The 18,404-nt window shown below is 48.7% G+C and carries 17 protein-coding genes and 1 pseudogene; 7 read left to right on the top strand and 11 right to left on the bottom strand.

Annotated features, from left to right (window positions below; all coding sequences use genetic code 11):
• Nucleotides 1-119 precede the first annotated feature (119 nt).
• Nucleotides 120-644, top strand: coding sequence for a DUF2062 domain-containing protein (locus tag QT397_16080; protein WNZ54408.1), 525 nt, complete (start codon nt 120-122; stop codon nt 642-644).
• Here QT397_16080 and QT397_16085 read toward each other — a convergent pair.
• The 5 genes and pseudogenes from QT397_16085 to QT397_16105 form a co-directional block, all read right to left on the bottom strand.
• Nucleotides 641-1,012: a hypothetical protein gene (locus QT397_16085; protein ID WNZ54409.1), complete on the bottom strand. Its 372-nt coding sequence runs from the start codon at nt 1,010-1,012 to the stop codon at nt 641-643. The genes QT397_16080 and QT397_16085 overlap by 4 nt on opposite strands.
• A gap of 50 nt (nt 1,013-1,062) precedes the next feature.
• A complete protein-coding gene (locus QT397_16090) occupies nt 1,063-2,322 on the bottom strand; it encodes a lipoprotein-releasing ABC transporter permease subunit (protein WNZ54410.1) in 1,260 nt (419 codons plus the stop codon).
• A complete protein-coding gene (gene lolD / locus QT397_16095; GenBank protein WNZ54411.1) occupies nt 2,315-3,067 on the bottom strand; it encodes a lipoprotein-releasing ABC transporter ATP-binding protein LolD in 753 nt (250 codons plus the stop codon). Before lolD ends, QT397_16090 begins: the two co-directional genes overlap by 8 nt.
• Before the next feature lie 61 nt (nt 3,068-3,128).
• Nucleotides 3,129-4,369 (bottom strand): annotated as a pseudogene (locus QT397_16100) (lipoprotein-releasing ABC transporter permease subunit).
• A gap of 51 nt (nt 4,370-4,420) precedes the next feature.
• A complete protein-coding gene (locus QT397_16105) occupies nt 4,421-6,055 on the bottom strand; it encodes an alpha/beta-hydrolase family protein (protein WNZ54412.1) in 1,635 nt (544 codons plus the stop codon).
• Nucleotides 6,056-6,319: 264 nt separating this feature from the next.
• On the opposite strand from QT397_16105, the gene QT397_16110 reads away from it, so the two are divergent.
• From QT397_16110 to asnS, 3 genes are all read left to right on the top strand, one after another.
• The gene (locus QT397_16110; GenBank protein WNZ54413.1) at nt 6,320-6,616 is read left to right on the top strand and encodes a hypothetical protein; all 297 of its coding nucleotides are present in this window, start codon (nt 6,320-6,322) and stop codon (nt 6,614-6,616) included.
• Between the two features lie 167 nt (nt 6,617-6,783).
• Nucleotides 6,784-7,257, top strand: coding sequence for a L,D-transpeptidase family protein (locus QT397_16115; protein ID WNZ54414.1), 474 nt, complete (start codon nt 6,784-6,786; stop codon nt 7,255-7,257).
• A gap of 199 nt (nt 7,258-7,456) precedes the next feature.
• Nucleotides 7,457-8,863 (top strand): asparagine--tRNA ligase, encoded by a 1,407-nt coding sequence (gene asnS, locus QT397_16120; GenBank protein ID WNZ54415.1) that lies wholly within the window; start codon nt 7,457-7,459, stop codon nt 8,861-8,863.
• Nucleotides 8,864-8,909: 46 nt separating this feature from the next.
• On the opposite strand, the gene QT397_16125 is transcribed toward asnS, so the two are convergent.
• Both QT397_16125 and QT397_16130 read right to left on the bottom strand, forming a co-directional pair.
• The gene (locus QT397_16125; protein ID WNZ54416.1) at nt 8,910-9,620 is read right to left on the bottom strand and encodes a GMC oxidoreductase; all 711 of its coding nucleotides are present in this window, start codon (nt 9,618-9,620) and stop codon (nt 8,910-8,912) included.
• Nucleotides 9,593-10,870, bottom strand: a complete 1,278-nt coding sequence (locus QT397_16130) for a GMC family oxidoreductase N-terminal domain-containing protein (protein WNZ54417.1) — start codon at nt 10,868-10,870, stop codon at nt 9,593-9,595. The genes QT397_16125 and QT397_16130 overlap by 28 nt, the downstream gene beginning before the upstream one ends.
• Nucleotides 10,871-11,550: 680 nt before the next feature.
• On the opposite strand from QT397_16130, the gene QT397_16135 reads away from it, so the two are divergent.
• Complete coding sequence (locus QT397_16135) at nt 11,551-11,790, top strand: hypothetical protein (GenBank protein ID WNZ54418.1); 240 nt, start codon at nt 11,551-11,553, stop codon at nt 11,788-11,790.
• 220 nt (nt 11,791-12,010) lie between these two features.
• Here QT397_16135 and QT397_16140 read toward each other — a convergent pair whose 3' ends face one another.
• A complete protein-coding gene (locus tag QT397_16140) occupies nt 12,011-12,694 on the bottom strand; it encodes a hypothetical protein (protein WNZ54419.1) in 684 nt (227 codons plus the stop codon).
• A gap of 882 nt (nt 12,695-13,576) precedes the next feature.
• Here QT397_16140 and QT397_16145 point away from each other — a divergent pair.
• Nucleotides 13,577-13,831, top strand: coding sequence for a DUF1330 domain-containing protein (locus QT397_16145; GenBank protein ID WNZ54420.1), 255 nt, complete (start codon nt 13,577-13,579; stop codon nt 13,829-13,831).
• A gap of 167 nt (nt 13,832-13,998) precedes the next feature.
• Here the strand turns inward: QT397_16145 and QT397_16150 are convergent, their stop codons facing one another.
• Both QT397_16150 and QT397_16155 read right to left on the bottom strand, forming a co-directional pair.
• Entirely contained in the window at nt 13,999-14,604 is a 606-nt protein-coding gene (locus QT397_16150) for an RNA 2'-phosphotransferase (protein WNZ54421.1), read from the bottom strand.
• 23 nt (nt 14,605-14,627) lie between these two features.
• Entirely contained in the window at nt 14,628-15,092 is a 465-nt protein-coding gene (locus QT397_16155; protein ID WNZ54422.1) for a GNAT family protein, read from the bottom strand.
• 222 nt (nt 15,093-15,314) lie between these two features.
• Between QT397_16155 and QT397_16160 the strand changes: the two genes are divergently transcribed.
• Complete coding sequence (locus QT397_16160) at nt 15,315-17,432, top strand: TonB-dependent siderophore receptor (GenBank protein ID WNZ54423.1); 2,118 nt, start codon at nt 15,315-15,317, stop codon at nt 17,430-17,432.
• A gap of 287 nt (nt 17,433-17,719) precedes the next feature.
• On the opposite strand, the gene QT397_16165 is transcribed toward QT397_16160, so the two are convergent.
• Nucleotides 17,720-18,112 (bottom strand): DUF3224 domain-containing protein, encoded by a 393-nt coding sequence (locus QT397_16165; protein WNZ54424.1) that lies wholly within the window; start codon nt 18,110-18,112, stop codon nt 17,720-17,722.
• Between the last annotated feature and the right edge of the window lie 292 nt (nt 18,113-18,404).

Consider the following 18,404-nt stretch of genomic DNA (forward strand, 5'->3'; position numbering starts at 1 on the left):
GACTAACGCGAGCGCTCTATGCTTTATTTGGGGCTTAGGGAAAATCCCACAGAAAGAATATCCAGGCCTCGGAACAGCGCTTGTTTTAGGCTGCCACCACCCAGGTTACAGACAGAGTTATGCCGAAGAGTATTATCAGGCGATGGCTGCCAAGCCCCGAAGAAGTTAGAGCCAACAATGGCCTCAAATTTCTGGGGACTCTTCTCCACGACCCCAACCTTTTTCATTTGAACCGACACTCAGTCTCGGTCGCATTTGCGGTTGGCGTATTTACCAGCTTCCTCCCTTTGCCAGGGCAAATGGTTATTGCCGCTCTGCTCGCACTTTGGCTGCGCTGCAATCTACCTTTGTCGATGATTCTTGTATGGATCAGTAACCCGATCACCATGCCGGCTATTTTCTTTAGCACTTACAAGCTCGGCGCCTGGGTTCTGGGGGCGCCACCGGTGGATTTCAGCATCGAACTGTCGTGGGAATGGTTGACCAGTGAAGTCGGGAAGATCTGGCTGCCACTATTTACCGGCTCTCTGATTGCCGGGGCATTCTTTGCGACAGTGGCCTATTTTGCCATGCGTGCCCTCTGGCGCTGGCACGTTGTGAAAAGATGGAAATTGCGAATCCAAAGGCGATCAGCGGTCAGTTAACTTTTCCCACTGTAAACCCTCTGCAGGCACCAACAGGCAAAAGCCCCTGAAGCAATTGCCAGCAATGCCTGCAGGTAATACTCGGTAAGAGCACCTAGCACCAGAGCTGCAATAGCTCCAACAAATAAAGCCTTGCGGGCCACCTTAATTTTGGCGGTAGCCGCAGCCAACGCTGCCGCCCACACTACCATAAACGCTGAAAGTACCGCTCCCAGTGAAACAATCCAAATGGGCCAGATCTCCCACCCCTCTGCGTAGCAAACGGAACCACTACGCATATCAGGCGGACAAAAAACCCTTAGGTACCACCCATCCAGCATCAAGGTAAAACAGGCAGCCAGCACCCAAGCCAAAATTGCGGCGGGCACCGGTAGATATCTTCTAATAATTGATACCCTACCCAAAAGCCCGGCCCGACTTATTCATTGCGCAAGGCCGCTGCCGGCTGAACCCGACTGGCCTTAAAGGCCGGATACAAAGTTGCCAGCAAGCTAAGTAGAAAGCCCGCCGCCACAACCAGTGCCACGTCTGCCCATACCAACTGGGACGGCAAATAATCCACGGGATAGACATCAGACTTTAGGAACTGAATGCCGAGCATTGACTCCAGCCCCGCTACCAATTTGGTCACCGTCAGCGAGCCTAACACCCCCAACGCACCGCCAACTACAGCCCCCACAAGCCCGACCAGCGCCCCCTGACTCACAAAAGTCAGCAAAATCTGTCGGGTACTGGCACCCATGGTACGGAGGATGGCGATATCAGCATGCTTATCGATAACCACCATTACCAAAGTGGAAACCACATTAAAAGCGGCAATCGCAATAATCAGGAAAACCAGTAACCCCACCAGGTTGCGGGACATCTGAATAGCCTGGTAGAGGTTGCCGTGGGTTCGGCTCCAATCAGTGCCGTAGAAATTGCCCCGAGGCAGGTCTTGCAGAAGACGCCGCATAATCCAGTTGGCCTCGAGCATTTCATTGACCCGTAACTGGACCCCTGCCCCACCGCTACCTCCAGCCAGAGTCCTGGCCTGCTGCCAGGCAACCAGGGCGAGAGATTGATCCAATACAGTGCCAGAGTGAAAAACCTGCGCCACTTTAAATCCAGCAACCCTGGCTGCCTTGCGTGCACCGGTGGCACTATCGTTATTTGGTACAATCAGGGAAAGGTAATCACCCGCCTCAACCCCCAACTTCTCAGCGAGCCCTTTACCCAGAACCACACCCGGTTCAGATGGGTCAAGCAAGGCATCGAAGGATGAGGATTCAAGGAAGTCCCCGATATTGGAAACTTCAGTAATTGTCTCCGGGTTGACCCCCTGCACCAACAGCGGCGTCACTTCAGCCCCACGCCTGGCAAGCGCATTGACCTGCCACACTTCTGCCGCAGAGAGAACCGCAGGGTCAGAAACCAATTGTTGGCGCAACTGGGCCCAATCCACATCAGGGCTCCCGTTGTAAATAGTGACATGGGGCATGATTCCCAGGATTCGCTCGCGCAACTCCCGGTCAAAACCATTCATCACCGACATCACCACAATCATCAGGGCGACACCGAGGATCAAACCAATCATCGATAAACCGGAAATGAATGAGACCAAACCGGCCGAATCGTCATTTCTGCGCTGGGCACCGGCATAGCGAAGCCCAATATAGGCGGGAAGAGGCTTAAACATGATCACCCTGGTGCCAGTCAGCGGTCAGCCGCCCATCGATCAGATGCAGACAGCGATCCAGGGCCGCCGCCAGATCCGGGTCATGGGTAACGATCACAAAGCTAATTCCCATCTCCTGATTCAAGCGATCCATCAACTTGTGGATCTCTGCCGCCGTAGCCCGATCCAGATTGCCGGTGGGTTCATCCATCAAAACACAGGCAGGCCTTGTCACCAGTGCCCGGGCAATGGCCACCCGCTGCCGTTCACCGCCAGAAAGCTGTGATGGCTTGTGCCCCATGCGCTCACCCAGGCCTACCGCCGTGAGCATCGCCTCGGCCTCTTTGCGGGCTTCGGCAACTGAACGCTTGCCGATCAGTAGTGGCATGGCAACATTTTCCAGGGCGGAAAACTCGTTAAGCAAATGGTGAAACTGGTATACAAAACCGAGACTGCTATTTCTCAACCAGCCCCGCTCATTGGCGTTGAGTTCAGCGAGATTCTTACCTGCAACCCAGACCTCACCGGAGCTTGGAGTATCGAGGCCACCAAGCAAGTTGAGCAGTGTCGATTTACCAGAGCCAGAAGCGCCGACGATGGCCAATTTCTCGCCCCGCTTTACCTCAAGCTCAACACCACTCAGAACCTCCAGGTCCCGGCCTCCCTGGCGATAATGTTTGCGCAATTGCCGACAAGCCAAAACAGCACCATCCGGGGCCGGAGCTGGCTGCGCTTTTTCCGTATCTATTTCCACTCGACTGTTCATCAAATTATTCGCTGTCTCTCAACATCTATAAATCACACCAAAACAGGCCGACTTATATAAATTATTCGTAACGCAAAGCTTCCGCCGGCTCAATCTGTGCCGCTCGCCAGGCAGGAAATATCGTTGCCAGCAGGCTCATACAAATTGCCGCCGTTAACACCACCACTGCATCGCCGACACGGAATTCAGAAGGCAGGTAACTAACAAAGAAAACACGGGGATCAAATATCTTGGCGCCTACTACCGACTCAATCCAGCTCACCATTTCAGTCAGGTTCATCGCTATCACGATGCCTAAAACAGCACCGGCAAAAGCGCCGATAATGCCAATGGCACTGCCCTGAATCACAAATACCGCCATAATCTGACGGGAGGTCAGCCCCAATGTTCGCAACACTGCAATATCGGAGCGCTTATCCGCAACCATCAGTACTAATGCGGAGACAATATTGAATGCGGCCACGGCGACAATGATCATCAGCATCAACGTGACAACGGTCTTTTCCATTTTAACTGCCTGGAAAAGACTTCCCTGGGAATCCCCCAATCTTCACCCTGAAAACCCTCGCCCAGCTCATTTGCATAAACAGAAACAAGCCCCAGCGCATTGTCCATATCGTCAAAGCGCAACTGCAGCCCCTGGACCTTACCCGTCATCCGGGTCAGACGCGCAGCATCTTCAATATTGATCAGCGCGACATTCTGATCCACCTGCGCACCCACAGAGAAAACACCGGCAACCGTGAAACGCTTTGTTCTCGGGAATATACCAGCGGGGGTAACGCTGACTTCTGGCAGGGTCAGTATTACCGAATCTCCGGGAATCACATTGAGCTGATGGGCAAGGATTCGCCCCAGAACCACCCCATAGCTGCGAGGCTCGAGCAAATCCAGGTTACCCATCACCATATGCTCACCGACGGTAGACACCTTGCGCAGCGCTTGCGGTTCCACACCTTGGAACTGGGCACCGTGACTGCTGCCATGAGCACTCAAGAGGGCATAGCCATTCACAAAAGGGCTGGTCGCTTCGACATGTGGCTGAGCTTCCAACTGCCGTGCAGGTGTCTCCCAGTCCACAAGGCCGCCTTCCCGCTCGACAAAGCCGTGAGGTACAACACTTAGTATTCGGGTTTTAAGCTCACGATCGAAGCCGTTCATAACAGAAGCGACAACAATCAACGCAAAAACACCAAGGGCCATTCCCAGTAGAGAAAAGCCATTGATAAAGGAAATAAACTGCTGCCTGCGGCGGGCAGCCACGTAGCGCAGACCAATAAATAGGGGAACAGGTTTTAACATAGGGTCGATTTAAACGGAAAAACGTCAGGAAATCCAAAGATTTAGGCAAGTTTACCGAACGTTGTAAGTCTTGAGCTGGGCCTTCAGGCGCTTCAACGCCTCCTCATCCCACTCCTCTGGCTCTGTAAGGGCGAGCCACGCTAAGGTGTATCCCCACGGGGTATACCGATGGCCAAAAGATAACGGAGCGAGCCCTACATTTAAGTCTGCCAGCAGCTGCAAGCCGGTAACTAGAGGGTACCACTGGAGATCCGGCGATACATCAGGTCCTCTGGGATGGTTCAACCAGTCGGGCCTTTCCAGCGCCCAGCGCACACTAAAGAATACTATCGGGTCACTGGCGTGCTGCAAAAATGCAATCCTGAACTCACCCCATGGCTCACGGCCAATATAGCCTCCGTACTGATTACCAAAGCGCACCACCTCTCCCCCTTTGAACTCTGGCAACCAGGCGGGAGTGCCCGGATCTCGATTTCTGACAATCCGGCTCCACATGCCTACACCGAGGGGCGGCCCAGCCCAAAGGGCTCCATCAATCGGGTCATCGATAATGTCATAAAAGTCGAAGGAGTCTTCGGAAAGTTGAGCGCCAAGACTGAGGCCAAACAAGTAAACTCGGGGCCGCTCATCTTCTGGCAACTCAGCCCAATAATCATAAATGACCTTAAACAATGCTCGCGCCGACTCAAGCCCCTCAGAATCATCCGCCATCAGCGCTATCGGGCTGGATAAATAGGAATACTGCGCCGCAACAGTGGCGGTATTACCTCGATACAAAAACTCTAAAGAATTTACAGCACCGGGATCAACCCAGCCGGCGCCGGTTGGAGTTGCCACTAACAAGATCTCACGCCTGAATGCACCAACCCGCTTTAATTCCTCCAGCGCCAACTGAGCGCTCTTCATGGGCGTCGAAGCACTATCAAGCCCAACGAAAACCCTGATGGGCTGTACTGCAGAGCCAGCCACCTCTTTTATTTCTTCTTCTGTCGGCCCCAGCGTTAAGAACCGGCGCCCCTGATTGCCAATGTCATCCCACTTGATCAGCGAATTGGCGCCGCCAGGAAGGTTGGGGTCGGCCGGTGGAGAAATACTTTTTGCATATGAATTATCTAGCCGCTGATAGGTCGATGAAATTACATGCAATCCTGCTTTTAACAGCACACCATTAAAAACAGCCCAGTAAAGAAGCACAGCCGCTAATACACCCACAAGCATCGCCACTCGCTCGGGCACATGCTGCTCCACATAGCAGGCCACCAGGAGGACTATTCGCTGAAACCCTTTTCCCAGGCACCACAAAACCAGGAACATGAGTAGTGCGGTCATAGCTACAGTAATCGGTCCTACGGACCCCACCTGCTCCATGCTCATAAGAGCACGGATCGAGTTCTGCCACCTCACTCCCTGCCAAAGAGATAAAAGGATAACCAAGAGACATACAGCCAATACGCTCCGATCAAATAAGCGCCTCTGCCATGGAGAAACCGCCAGATTTGGAATACCCAGGTATTTCCAGAGCCAACTAAGAATGACCCCGAAGACATAGCCTACAAAGAACGCAACGCCGGCCAATATTCCCTGCATAAAGTCACTGCGAGGAACAAGGGAAGGGGTAAGGGAAAGCGCAAAGCAGATGGAACCGATCAGAAGGCCGAGAATTGAAAAGGTTTTAACCAGCCTCATTCTTGTCCGCTCGACAAGCCAAGCATAATTAACAGCCTAGCATAGGCGCCGATACAGCCAGCCAAGCCGTCTTCTGTTAAATCGCATCAAAATTCGAAGTAGTAGCGCTGCAAGAATTTAGCCATCAACTCATGGCACCTAACATTCCAAAGAGGCGCATTTATTTCTATTCTTGGCGCGAAAACGTGAAGAATAACAGGAGCATTGGCGGAAATTCTGTTTTAATGGGACGGCTAATGGAACATCTACATCGGAGAACAAAAAATGTTCAGCAGACTCCGCAGCGGATTGAATTGTCTCGCTGGCTCAATGGCTCTACTTCTTACTTTTGGCGCCCAGGCGACAACCATTGAAGTACCCGTAGGCACCCAGGGTGGGGAGCTCACCATTGAAGAAGTCCGTGGGCTTAAAAAACATGATGTGACCTCACGCCTGGGAGAACCCCTTGGTATTGAAGGGCCAATTGGCGAACCCGCTATCACGCGCTGGGAATACGGCGAGTTCTACGTTTTCTTTGAACAGGACACCGTCCTACACACAGTGAAAAAACCCAGCGGCTGATCTAGCACATCCTGGCAGGCGCTCAACTGAATCTGCCTGCCTCACCCAAAGTGAAGCACCCCACTCTAGCTGCAGCTGCAAGATAATTCAGCCCCACCCTTTTGCTGATTCGGAAATTTAAGATCACAGCAACCTGAAGCAACCACCTCCAACCGGTGTTACAAGCCGTGCGCTATATCGCCATTCTGTTTTTTGCATTAACCACTATTGCCCAGGCTGAAGTCACCCTGGTGGAAGTGATTAAGTCCGAAAACAAAATGCACTTGCTCGATGGCGACAAGGTTATAAAGAGCTACCATGTAGCCTTCGGCGGGCAACCCCAAGGACACAAGCAGCAGGAAGGCGATGAAAAAACCCCTGAGGGACACTACACGCTGGATTACAAAAAAGAAGACTCCTCTTATTATCGGGCAATGCATATCTCCTACCCCAATGCCGAAGACCGCGCTCAAGCTGAGGCTCGGGGAGTCTCTCCAGGTGGCTTCATTATGATCCATGGCCAGCGCAATCGACTGGGCTGGTTCGCTCCAATCACCCAACGTTTTAACTGGACCGATGGTTGTATTGCCCTTACCAATGACGAGATGGATGAGTTTATGGCTCTCGTAAAAATCGGCACCCCCATTGCAATCCGCTGGTGAGACATCACCAATATAGAGGCCATAACAGCTCTTCAAAGTCCTTAGGGAGATTTTGAAGAGCTGCCCGATAGCCAAGGGACTGGATTTCCCCTCTACAACCAGTCAATATGCCCGCCGTAACTTCACCTTGGTGGGGTGGTCAACTTTTAGGCAAGCTGACAGAACACCACCTTCCGGACTAATGAGAAACCGATAGAAAATGACAGTAAAAGTCGAATCCGTAGATAGCCTATTGAAATCCAGCGGTCGCGAGGGCGAAGAAGTCCGCGTTCAAGGCTGGATCAGAACCCGCCGCGACTCCAAAGCCGGCCTCTCTTTCCTGGCCGTACACGACGGCAGCTGCTTTGATCCGATCCAGGTGGTTGCTGAGAATCACCTGCACAATTACCAGTCAGAAGTGCAGCGCCTGACTACCGGCTGCGCGGTAGATATCCTCGGTACCATCAAACCATCCGAAGGCAAGGGTCAGTCTATCGAACTGCTCGCCACCGAAGTCCAGGTTGTCGGCTGGGTGGAAGACCCGGATACCTATCCCATGTCCCCCAAGCGCCACACTATGGAGCACTTGCGCGAACACGCTCACCTGCGCCCGCGCACCAATGTCAGTGGTGCCGTGGCCCGCGTACGTAACTGTATCGCACAAGCGATCCACCGTTTTTATCACGAGAACGGCTTCCTCTACGTGCACACCCCAATTCTCACCGCTTCTGACTGTGAAGGTGCCGGGGAGATGTTCCGGGTTAGCACCCTGGATATGGAGAACTTGCCGCGCACAGATAAAGGTGCGGTGGACTACAGCAAGGACTTCTTCGGCGAAGAGAGCTTCCTCACTGTATCCGGCCAGCTGAATGTTGAGAGCTACTGCCTGGCCATGTCCAAGGTGTACACCTTCGGCCCCACCTTCCGTGCAGAAAACTCCAATACCACTCGCCACCTGGCAGAGTTCTGGATGGTTGAGCCGGAAGTTGCCTTTGCAGACCTGGCAGATGTAGCCGATCTCTCCGAGCAAATGCTGAAGTATGTATCCAAGGCGGTACTGGAAGAGCGCGCCGATGATATGGCCTTCTTTGCCCAGCGCATCGACAAGGAGGCTATCAGTCGCCTGGAGAATATCGTCGACAACGATTTCGCCCGCATCAACTACTCCGAAGCGATTGAAATCCTGGAAAGCTGCAAAGAGAAGTTCGAGTTCCCCGTATCCTGGGGTATTGATCTGGCCTCTGAGCATGAGCGTTACCTGGCAGAGAAGCACTTCAAAAAGCCAGTTATCGTGATGAACTATCCGAAGGATATTAAAGCCTTCTACATGCGCATGAACGACGATGGTAAAACTGTTGCCGCAATGGACGTTCTGGCACCGGGAATCGGCGAAATTATCGGCGGCGCCCAACGTGAAGAGCGTTTGGAGAAGCTCGATGAGCGTATGGATGAAATGAATGTACCCAAGGAACACCTGGACTGGTATCGCGACCTCCGCCGCTACGGCACCGTGCCTCATGCGGGCTTTGGCCTGGGCTTTGATCGCATCGTGTCCTACGTGACCGGCATGGGCAACATCCGCGATGTAATCCCCTTCCCGCGCACACCGAAGAACATCTCGTTCTAAATAAAAAGCCCCGCGTTGCGGGGCTTTTTATTTCACATACAAATCCTCAAGCGCTCTGCCCAGTTGCTGTAGCAATGATGTCATCGCTCGCCTTTTCACTGATCATATAGACCGGCACCACAATGAAGAAACCGGGGATTCGGGGGAACACCGAAGCATCCACTACCCTTAAATTATTGGTGCCGTGAACCCGGAATTTACTGTCGACAACTGCCATAGGATCACTGGCAGGCCCCATTTTATTGGAACAGGAAGCGTGATGCCCCCAAGCTTGGTTCTTAACAAAATCGCCAATTTGCTGATCTGATTGAACCTCATTACCGGGCAATAATTCCCTGGAGACCTGCTTGTTCACAATAGGGCCCGACATAATATCCCTGGAAATTTTTACCCCCTCAACAACTGCCTGAAGGTCTTCTCCCAGAGCATCATTACCCTCACCAAAATAGTGGAAGTTGATTTCCGGCGTATCCCTGGGATCAGCAGATTGCAGGGTCACACGCCCGGCGGTATTGTTCGTATGGCCTTTCAGTACAATCCAGGAGAAACGGTCTTTGTAGTCCCGCAACGCCTGGGAGTACCCGGGAAAGTATCCGTGGAAATCGGAGGGCACTCCGAAAATAAACAAGTCGGGATCTTCCAGCTCCGGTTTGGAACGTTTGACTAGAGACAATACCGGACCATTTCCACTGTAGGGCCCCTGATTGAACCAGCCATAGCGATAGCGATTTAAGCAGGGATCATTCCCCTCCCCCAAGTGCAATCTTTAAGAAGGGCAAGATCCTCACTCATCTCACTAACGATTCCGACCTCGTAGCGATCCTGGAGGTTCTCTCCTACCCCAGGCAGATCTACCAAGGGCTCTATGCCGTGATCTCGGAGCTCATGGGCGGGACCAATTCCCGACAATTTGAGAAGTTGCGGGCTATTGAAGGCCCCTCCAGACAAGATAACCTCGCGATTTGCCCGCACTTGCCTCAAGACTCCGGCAGTACCGCTTTCGTCATGGTAAGGGTCTGCCTTATACAGGCTCGCCCCTTCTAAAAACTCCACTCCAACAGCAGTATTCCCCTCAAACAACACACGAGTTGCCAGTGAATTTGTACGAATATGAAGCAAGTTTGGGTAAACTGACTGGGTATCTAAGAGGTATTCGCGCACACTGGTACGGCGGTTTCGACTATCTGCTGCCATAGGGGCGATAAAAGGCCCTTCCTGGCCACTGGCCACGTCCCAATGATTGATATCCAGGCGAAGATTGCCGCTGATAATTTTTTCCAGGGCCCCTTCGAGCCCATACTTGGCCAGCGCAGCCTGCGCAACTTTCAAGATCGCCGGGTCTTCCAGCAACAACGCGGGGTTGCCGCGATTCGTGGGCAGCCAACCATCAAAACCGTGGCGAGATGGATTGGAGAAAATTGGGCGGGGCACATATTCACAACGCTCTAAACGCTCAAAATATCGCCGCATGTTTGCGCTATCCCAGGAAATATCCCCTGTATCCCGTGCTATGCGGTCAAAATCATTGTTATGTGGATAGACCGTAATCAGTGCGTGGTGCGTGGTACAACCACCGATAGTACTCGCCCGTGGGTAGAGGATTCCCTTCCCGGAAACGTATTTTTCGTCCAGTTTCTGCTGATTGATATCTGCATAATGCTTAACAAAAAAGTCCCAGCTCAATTTGGGGTCTTCAGACGCGAAGGGGTGCCATGCTGGAATATTATGGGTGTCATCACTGGGATCGTCAGCACCAGCTTCCAACACCAAAACAGAAAATCCCGCCTTTGCTAAATTTACCGCTAATGGCCCCCCACCCGCACCCGACCCAACAATCACGTAGTCATATTGATCATAGAAATTCCGATCCAACATTGAGAGAGCGGAAACCAATCCTGTCGAAGCCGCGCTGGCAGCAATACCCAGTTGCACCGCTCCTTTAGTAAAATTTCTACGGCTAATTTTTTTGCTCGACACTTTCTTGTCAATCGAATCCTTCTCTTCCATAGTGCTTATCCATTTTTATACGTTGTATCCGAGATAAGCATTATGCACGCCAGCTTTTGCAATTCTGTCTTACAGGGATTGCTTTAATCTAAAACTCGACCTACTTACCAGCGCGAGGATGTATCACATGCCTAAAAGATATATCGACGCAAGACTTCTTAAATGAAATTAAATAAACCTCTCCCATTCCACCTGGAGACCCCAGAAGAGAAGCACCTGTGAGGCATCAAATAAAAGGAAAACGAGTTTTTAAGCTAGCCAAAATCAAAGGTCACGCTTCAAAATTCAATCAGCCAGATAAACCTTCAAACACCACCTCAAAAAGGAAACATAAATAAATTTGAATAACTGCAAGGCAGTTTATTATTTTAAGCATTACGCCAACGCTTAAAATAATAACCCCCAGTCCGGCAAGTAACAAACTCAGATCACAACGGCGGTTTTCGTGAATTTTCTACACAATCAGTCGCTGGAATATTCTTAGCCCCCCTATTGAGAGCTTAAAACATTGCCCAAAGTATCAATCTGTCTATATGATGCAATCATCGAATTTGATTGCGATTCTTGGAATAACAACTAGATTAATAAACACTAAAAAATAAAAGCGATCCGATTCAACCCAAAATCCTCAGGAGCATCGGACACAAGTTTTAGTTGATGACCGTGAGAAGGAGATCAGAATGTCTGGAAAAGAGCTCTATATCACCTACGAAGAACTTTTAAAACTCGAGAGTTTTAGAAAACCTAACTCAACACCAAGAAAACCCCAAAACATTGATACCACCCACCTTGATGATATCGAAGTAATCATTGCTAACGGCAAAGGAATTCAAGCTCTCGATAGAGAAGCTATCAACAAACTACCACTAACAGGATGGGTTTGTAGATTTCCCGCCCACATTCACCCCCCAAAGGGTTGAAACTCGTTCAAGTCAGCGAGCACCTATTGAATATTGCTCCGGCTAGAAATATGCCGTTGCAAAAATTTGAGGCTTTAGTCAAGGAACTCACTATCAGCGCCATCACAATATTCAAGAAGCAAGGTCGAGCCGTCTGATATATGACCATGATCACAGCCGACTGCAAAACGGTATGCTATTGAGCTGCCGTTTTGCTATCTCTCCACTAAGTACTTACCCCCTAGCCTATTAATTTCTGAAATGCGATTAACTTCCTGATGTAAGCTCGCATTTCCGGAGTATCAAATTTCCCCTGATAACGATCAGGATCGTTGACTGAGCGCCCCTTAATACCGGGACAGCCACCAAATCGTATTAGTGTGGAAAAAGCAGGCATTAACTGCAACTCCTCTACCGAAGCCTTGATTTCTAAATCCAAATGATCTGAGTACTCTTCAATATATCTGGAAACCGTCCCCATACCTGAAAGTGTTTGTGCACAAACCATATTCCCAACTGTCCCAAACTTGGGGAATCGATGAACTTCTTTAAAGTCCACCTTATCAAAGCTGGCCAATAGATTTTCCTTCAATACCAACTCGGCAAACTCCAGGTGCTCCCCCTTTTTGGGTTTCAAGCCTGTCACCTGGTAGTGGAGCGCCTCAAAGGGAACAAAAAGATTGCTCCACCCCTTTTCAATTTTTGAAATTGCATATTCCTTATAAGCAGCTTTTTCCTGATACTTATCGATAGTCTGAAAGATTGAAAGCGCCAGACCAACAACTGCCACCCCGGCTGCAACACCGCCTATCCTGGTTACCCTTTTCAGGCCAATTTGGGTTTCATCCCATGTCTTCCCATGAATTGCCAAAAGAGCCGCGATAGCTGTAAGTGCATGCCCTAAAATAGAAATAGTCAGATCCATAAGCTCTCCCAGAAAAAGCTCAAATTTCAATATGCACTAAAAATCAAATCTTGGTATCACTATCTACCGATACCAGAAAATTTCAACACAGTAGATACACGCCACATTGCGAAAATCACCGCCAAACTATCTATTTTCATTAATGGGCAGGAACAAATAGAAAGATACACTTACTCAGAAAAGCTAATCAATAAGTTAAAATTACTATTTTTAGACTGGAGCCTTATAAGAAACCCAAAACAAAACAATCGTACCCATTTGAATTCACCTCATCGCACAGAATTAAATAGCAATATACGGAGCTTGTACTTTTCCTGTGGATTTAATTAGAAAGTAGGCAGCGCAATAAGGGGCTAAGGTTGACTCACAAGATAGCGCTTTACTAACTATACTATTTAAGTCAAATCCCCTGACTCCATACAATTAATAAATTTAAGGAGCCTCTGAATAACTCCATAATGCCTCTGCGGGTCTTGAAGGCTGCAGATGTTAGGCGCAGCTCGCCGCGAATGGCCTAGCCCTTTGCAAGAGCTGCAACGCAGCAGCTGTGGCCTTCAAGGCCCGCCCTTCGGGGCTTGCAGAGCGATTCACACTCCGCGTTGCAACTTCTTGAAAGGTCTAGACATTCCTGCGAAGCCGCGCCTTGATTGTGAACCGCTCTGCATGCCAGAGGTATCACGGAGTTATTCAGAGGCTCCTTAAAGGCCTATTATAACAACCGACCCCCAACTACCCGCCAAACATCTCCTTTGCGACCCAAAGGCTACTATTGGGAACCTTTTTAAAACTTGACCCTGAATAGCTAACTACTATAACTATTCACAAGGTTGTATAACACGCAGCATCTACTGACCAACTGGTATCCATATGATACATCTATTTATGCACGCGAATGTTAAGGACTTCAACGAATGGCACAGAGTGCTAGAAGAGTTTATGCCTATAGTGAAGCAAATGGGCGCTACAGCTACATCTGTATACCGAGAAATTGACAACCATCACAATGTAACAGTGATCCATGAGTTTCCTTCGAAGGAGCATGCTATCAAGTTTGTCAATAGTAGTGAGCTTGAAGAATCTAGAAAAAAGGCTGGCGTGCTTGTAACTCCAAAAATTTGGTATACAGAAAAATTATAATTATTCCTTATTATGGCATAAAAATTTATAAAGCGATCTTCACCCCCAATAGGCCTATCCATTCAAGGGGTGTATCTTGATCAATGGCTCTTCCTTTATAAATAAGCTGACTCTAGAGTATCCCTCCACTAACAGTACCCATATAACAATACTGATAATCCCTACCTTTAAAGTAACTTCATATACTTGACTGGCACATGATCAACCAGCCACACATTATTAGCAGAGCGATAAAAATCAAAACCATCTCGATGCATGGATTTAGCCTCCACCCTTAACAGTACGGGCTTGCCATACCTGGCCCCAACAGATCGAGCAACTGCCTCGGATTCTGACAGGTGAACATGATGCCTTTGCATTTTCTTCAGTCCTTGCGCGAGGATATCTTCAACAAAACGCTCTGCAGTGCCATGGAGAAGCGCACCTGGTGGCTCAAGGGGGCTTAAATGTAAATTAATATCTACAGAATGTCCCTGATTGGCTCTGATAGAAAGACCATCATCACTTATAGAAAACCGCTGCTTATCATTGGTTTCCACAACGACAGAAACCAAATCCCTGTTTAGCTCAAAGTCTACAGTTTTCTGAATCAACTCATCAACTGCCACCCATCCATTCTCATCCATAAACAAGCCGATGGCTTCAGGCTTATGCCTGAGCAGGTAGCTGAAGTATTTTGATATCCTGCTCAGCTCTCTACTGAATTCAGTATCTCTATTCAATTCTAATATTCCACAACTAAGAATATAACTCGAAATTTTATGATGGGACATTCACCTTGGCGAAAATGTACTCATCAAAATAAAAACCCCCTTTTTTTTACTGAGCAGCTTAAAGTCCCTTCATGCTTATACCCCGCCTTCTGTAAAACCTTCATTGATCCGACATTTCCGGAAAAGACAGAGGCATAAAGCCTGACAATATTTTGTGAAGAAAAAATCTCACGAGTAAACTGAGTCAAAGCAATAGTAGCAATTCCTCTCCCCCAAAATTCTCGCGCAACCCAATATCCAACCTCACCGGAGTGAGAATGCTCAAACAGCTGCTCGCGCATACTTATAATCCCGCAAAAGGCCCCTCTGTACTCTATTGCCTTTACAACCCCTTCCTTCTTACAACCTTTATCAACCCACCAAGCAGCATCTTCCAATGTATAAGGGTGAGGAATTCTCGATGACAAATACTTAAGCACAGACTCATCATTTAAGTACTCAACCAGTAGTGCTTCATCATTCTTTTCAATGTTTCTTAATTCAATCATTCGAACAAACCATCAATTCCCTAACCTATTACTGACACCCTTTCAATGAAAATCAATGCTTTTGAAAGCTAGGGTTCTCAGCTATCAACTCTTCCTACCTACTCTCCAATCAGCACAATAGCTTTTTATCTTCCTGCGACTGCCTCACAATTATTACTACATCTCAAAAATTTCAGCCATTATCAATTATAATCGACCCTATTTGTACGGAATGCTATCAATATGTACCCTCAACAACTCAACTTGGCAGTATGGGCCTCACTAGCCCCTGCTGCGTTGGTGTCTGCCCAGGAAGTAACTCAAACGGTAGAAGAAGTTGAAGTTATTGGTAGAGCCCAACAATTTTATCTGGACTCTCATACACAAGTTGGAACTAAAACTGACGCAGACTTATTGAATATTGCAATGTCTGCTCAAGTACTAAGTGAACAGCTTATTGAAGACCAGGCTGCCCGGGATATCACTGACTTGTACCGTTCCATCGCAGGAGTTAGTGAATTCAGCTATTCCGGAGTCACATTTCGGGGATTTCGAGACAATAAAAATATATTTTACGATGGAGTCCGCGGCGATCCCTATTCGGGGTTTAGTGTTCCTCAAGTATCAAATGTAGCGCGCATCGAGGTACTAAAAGGGCCATCCTCCGCCCTCTATGGCGGCGGTGAGCCCGGAGGGATGATTAACTACACCTCCAAGAGGCCAACCTTCGATGAGCGCCGTGAATTAACAGTCACCTCCGGAAGCGAATCGCTAAAAGGAGCTTCTGTCGAGCTAACAGGCGGTGTAATTGGAAATATCGCCTATCGTTTAGGAGGCTTCTATGAATCTCAAGATAGCTTTCGCAATAATGCGAACAGCGAGAACATTGAACTTGCCGGGGGACTACTATTTGACCTCTCAGCAGACACTCACCTGACGACCACCTTCGAGCACATAGAACAAAACCTAGGCGGTAACCGCTTGCGCGGCGTACCCGTTAATGATGACGGCAAATTCCTGGTAGATCCCTCCTACAACACCAACGAAAAATCTGATTATCAAAACCTAAAAGCCTTGGTTCTTCGAACTAAAGTCAAGCATAAGGTGACAGATAGCCTGAACTTTAACGCAACATTGCGTTACATGGAAAATGAAAGGGAGCAGGCTTATCACGAATCACGCGGTTGGGTAGACATCAATGGTGATGGAATGGCCAATGCTGAAGATGGAACCATCCGCCGTGAGTACCGCGATCAGTACCGGGCAAATGAAGAGCTGAGCCTTACTTTGGACTTTGTGTATGACACAGACATTTCAGGTATGAATCATCAGATTTTGCTTGGTGGTGACTATCATGATGTTGATACAAAATATGACTATTGGCGAGCGCGCCCTGGAGCAGACGGTGTTACAAACCTCAACATCTACGAACTCAACTACGGCATAACTGACCCGTCAACTTACAACCTTATCAATATGAATAAGGATGGTACGGCCAGCATCCGTACCAGCATTTATATCCAGGATACTGTGGAATTGACCAATCAGTGGTTCTGGATGCTAGGTGCGCGCCTTGATCAGTTCGATGAAACTGAAAAAGAAAGCGGCAATAGCTACAAAGATAATGATGCAAGCTACCGTACAGGCATCACTTATAAGCCCGTAGATACACTATCCCTCTATGCAAATTACTCCCAGAGCTTTAATCCGGTGAGCGCAGACGACTTTGAGGGCGGCGCTGAGGAGCTTGAACCCAGTACTGGCAGTCAAGTGGAGGTTGGTGTAAAGAAGGAATGGCTGGATGGGCGTATCCTGACCACTCTAGCCTTCTATCAGATAAAAAAAGCAAATATGGCCCAAAGTAACCCCGCCTATATCAGTGCCGATGAGACCCCGAATGAAGCCGAAATTATCAACCTCGGGCAGGTTCAAAGTGGTGGAAGCGAGTTCACCTTAGTCGGTGACATAACTGAGAGGCTAAGCATAACAGCTAATTATGCGTACAACGATACGTATATCGCTGAGGGTGACTCACGCAATGTGTCAGACTCAGGTCAGTTCGTAAATGCACCCAAACACCAAGCAGGCTTGTGGGCCCGCTATGACCTCAGCATCTGGGACTCAGCGTTTGCCATTGGTGCCGACTATGTGAGCGATCAAATAAGCTTCGATGATCAAAAAATAAAGGCCTACACTGTACTCGATGCCAGCTGGGCAACTCGCTGGGATGATATTCAGCTGAGTATTAACGTAAACAACCTTTTGAATAAAACGTATGCAGTGAGCGGTTTTAATGAGCGGCAAGGACATTTTCCCGGCCAACCACGAGAGCTGATCGCCCAGCTTTCCTATGACTTTTAGCAACCTAGTAATTTATCGTCAGCGGATTTCCACTGGCGATATCATCTTGTTTTATACAGGAAGGAAGTTCTTTGACGATACACTCACCAATATATCCCCGCAGATTTACCCACCTGTTCAGCCCCTCTTCTAAACTTAGATATTATGAAAACGACACTGATCCCCCAGATTGAATTTCTATTGGCAAATATTCAATCCGAGGTAGCACCTTCAATCAAGACGAGCACAGGCCGTATAAATTTCGATCGAACAATCTTTCCCTGACGCTATACAGGCAAAAACTACGATTAATCAAGTTGGTATTCAAGGTCGTAGTAATGAACTCCACCATCCATCTGAATAGACATTTTCCCAGAGAGTCCCACTAGTTCTCCAGTGCCAGAATCAGGCACAACCTCTAAAATAAGGAAGTCCTCTCCCTTCTTCATGGTCCCAAAGTGCTGTAAAACAAACGTGCCTCGCTTACCACCTAGAGTACCGGCAACTTGCTCTATGGCTACATACCCCGCAGATCCTTTTACAGGAGTCATTGCACTTAGCATTTCTCCTCGACTTTCTCCTGAAAGATCACCGTAAAAGACTTTATTAATTGACATACGCCCCAAGCTGTTTCCTTCACTACCTTTCGCATACGGATCCATCGGCTTTACAGTAACCTCGAACTTTCCTGAAATTTTCATATTTGCTCCTTTGCGAATTTAGATTGAAGTAGTACGTGTCTGGCTTTACCAGTAACAACTTAGGCTCTAAGGGAGTCTAAAGTGCTACTTATCGGTTTTCCATTTTAATATACAAAACTGTATATTTATACACCTAAGATGGCATAGTGAATGACTATGGGTTGAGATGTTTATGAAGGTGCGCAATTAACACTCAAAAGTACTAATGTCCATTAAGCGGTTAAGAGACATAAGCGAGAAATATTGGAACCCACCGAAGCAGTATGGGCTTTTAGCACTTCCAATCTCGTCG

The sequence above is a fragment of the Microbulbifer sp. MKSA007 genome (assembly GCA_032615215.1).
In the GTDB taxonomy this organism is placed as follows: Bacteria; Pseudomonadota; Gammaproteobacteria; order Pseudomonadales; family Cellvibrionaceae; genus Microbulbifer.

What these genes read in the sequence shown, in the direction of transcription:
- QT397_16155 (WNZ54422.1), bottom strand. Translation starts at nt 15,092, where the DNA reads ATGATTGAATTAAGAAACATTGAAAAGAATGATGAAGCACTACTGGTT.
- QT397_16160 (WNZ54423.1), top strand. Translation starts at nt 15,315, where the DNA reads ATGTACCCTCAACAACTCAACTTGGCAGTATGGGCCTCACTAGCCCCT.
- QT397_16165 (WNZ54424.1), bottom strand. Translation starts at nt 18,112, where the DNA reads ATGAAAATTTCAGGAAAGTTCGAGGTTACTGTAAAGCCGATGGATCCG.
- asnS (WNZ54415.1), top strand. Translation starts at nt 7,457, where the DNA reads ATGACAGTAAAAGTCGAATCCGTAGATAGCCTATTGAAATCCAGCGGT.
- QT397_16105 (WNZ54412.1), bottom strand. Translation starts at nt 6,055, where the DNA reads ATGAGGCTGGTTAAAACCTTTTCAATTCTCGGCCTTCTGATCGGTTCC.
- QT397_16145 (WNZ54420.1), top strand. Translation starts at nt 13,577, where the DNA reads ATGCACGCGAATGTTAAGGACTTCAACGAATGGCACAGAGTGCTAGAA.
- QT397_16110 (WNZ54413.1), top strand. Translation starts at nt 6,320, where the DNA reads ATGTTCAGCAGACTCCGCAGCGGATTGAATTGTCTCGCTGGCTCAATG.
- QT397_16130 (WNZ54417.1), bottom strand. Translation starts at nt 10,870, where the DNA reads ATGGAAGAGAAGGATTCGATTGACAAGAAAGTGTCGAGCAAAAAAATT.
- QT397_16080 (WNZ54408.1), top strand. Translation starts at nt 120, where the DNA reads ATGCCGAAGAGTATTATCAGGCGATGGCTGCCAAGCCCCGAAGAAGTT.
- QT397_16150 (WNZ54421.1), bottom strand. Translation starts at nt 14,604, where the DNA reads ATGTCCCATCATAAAATTTCGAGTTATATTCTTAGTTGTGGAATATTA.
- QT397_16090 (WNZ54410.1), bottom strand. Translation starts at nt 2,322, where the DNA reads ATGTTTAAGCCTCTTCCCGCCTATATTGGGCTTCGCTATGCCGGTGCC.
- lolD (WNZ54411.1), bottom strand. Translation starts at nt 3,067, where the DNA reads ATGAACAGTCGAGTGGAAATAGATACGGAAAAAGCGCAGCCAGCTCCG.
- QT397_16135 (WNZ54418.1), top strand. Translation starts at nt 11,551, where the DNA reads ATGTCTGGAAAAGAGCTCTATATCACCTACGAAGAACTTTTAAAACTC.
- QT397_16140 (WNZ54419.1), bottom strand. Translation starts at nt 12,694, where the DNA reads ATGGATCTGACTATTTCTATTTTAGGGCATGCACTTACAGCTATCGCG.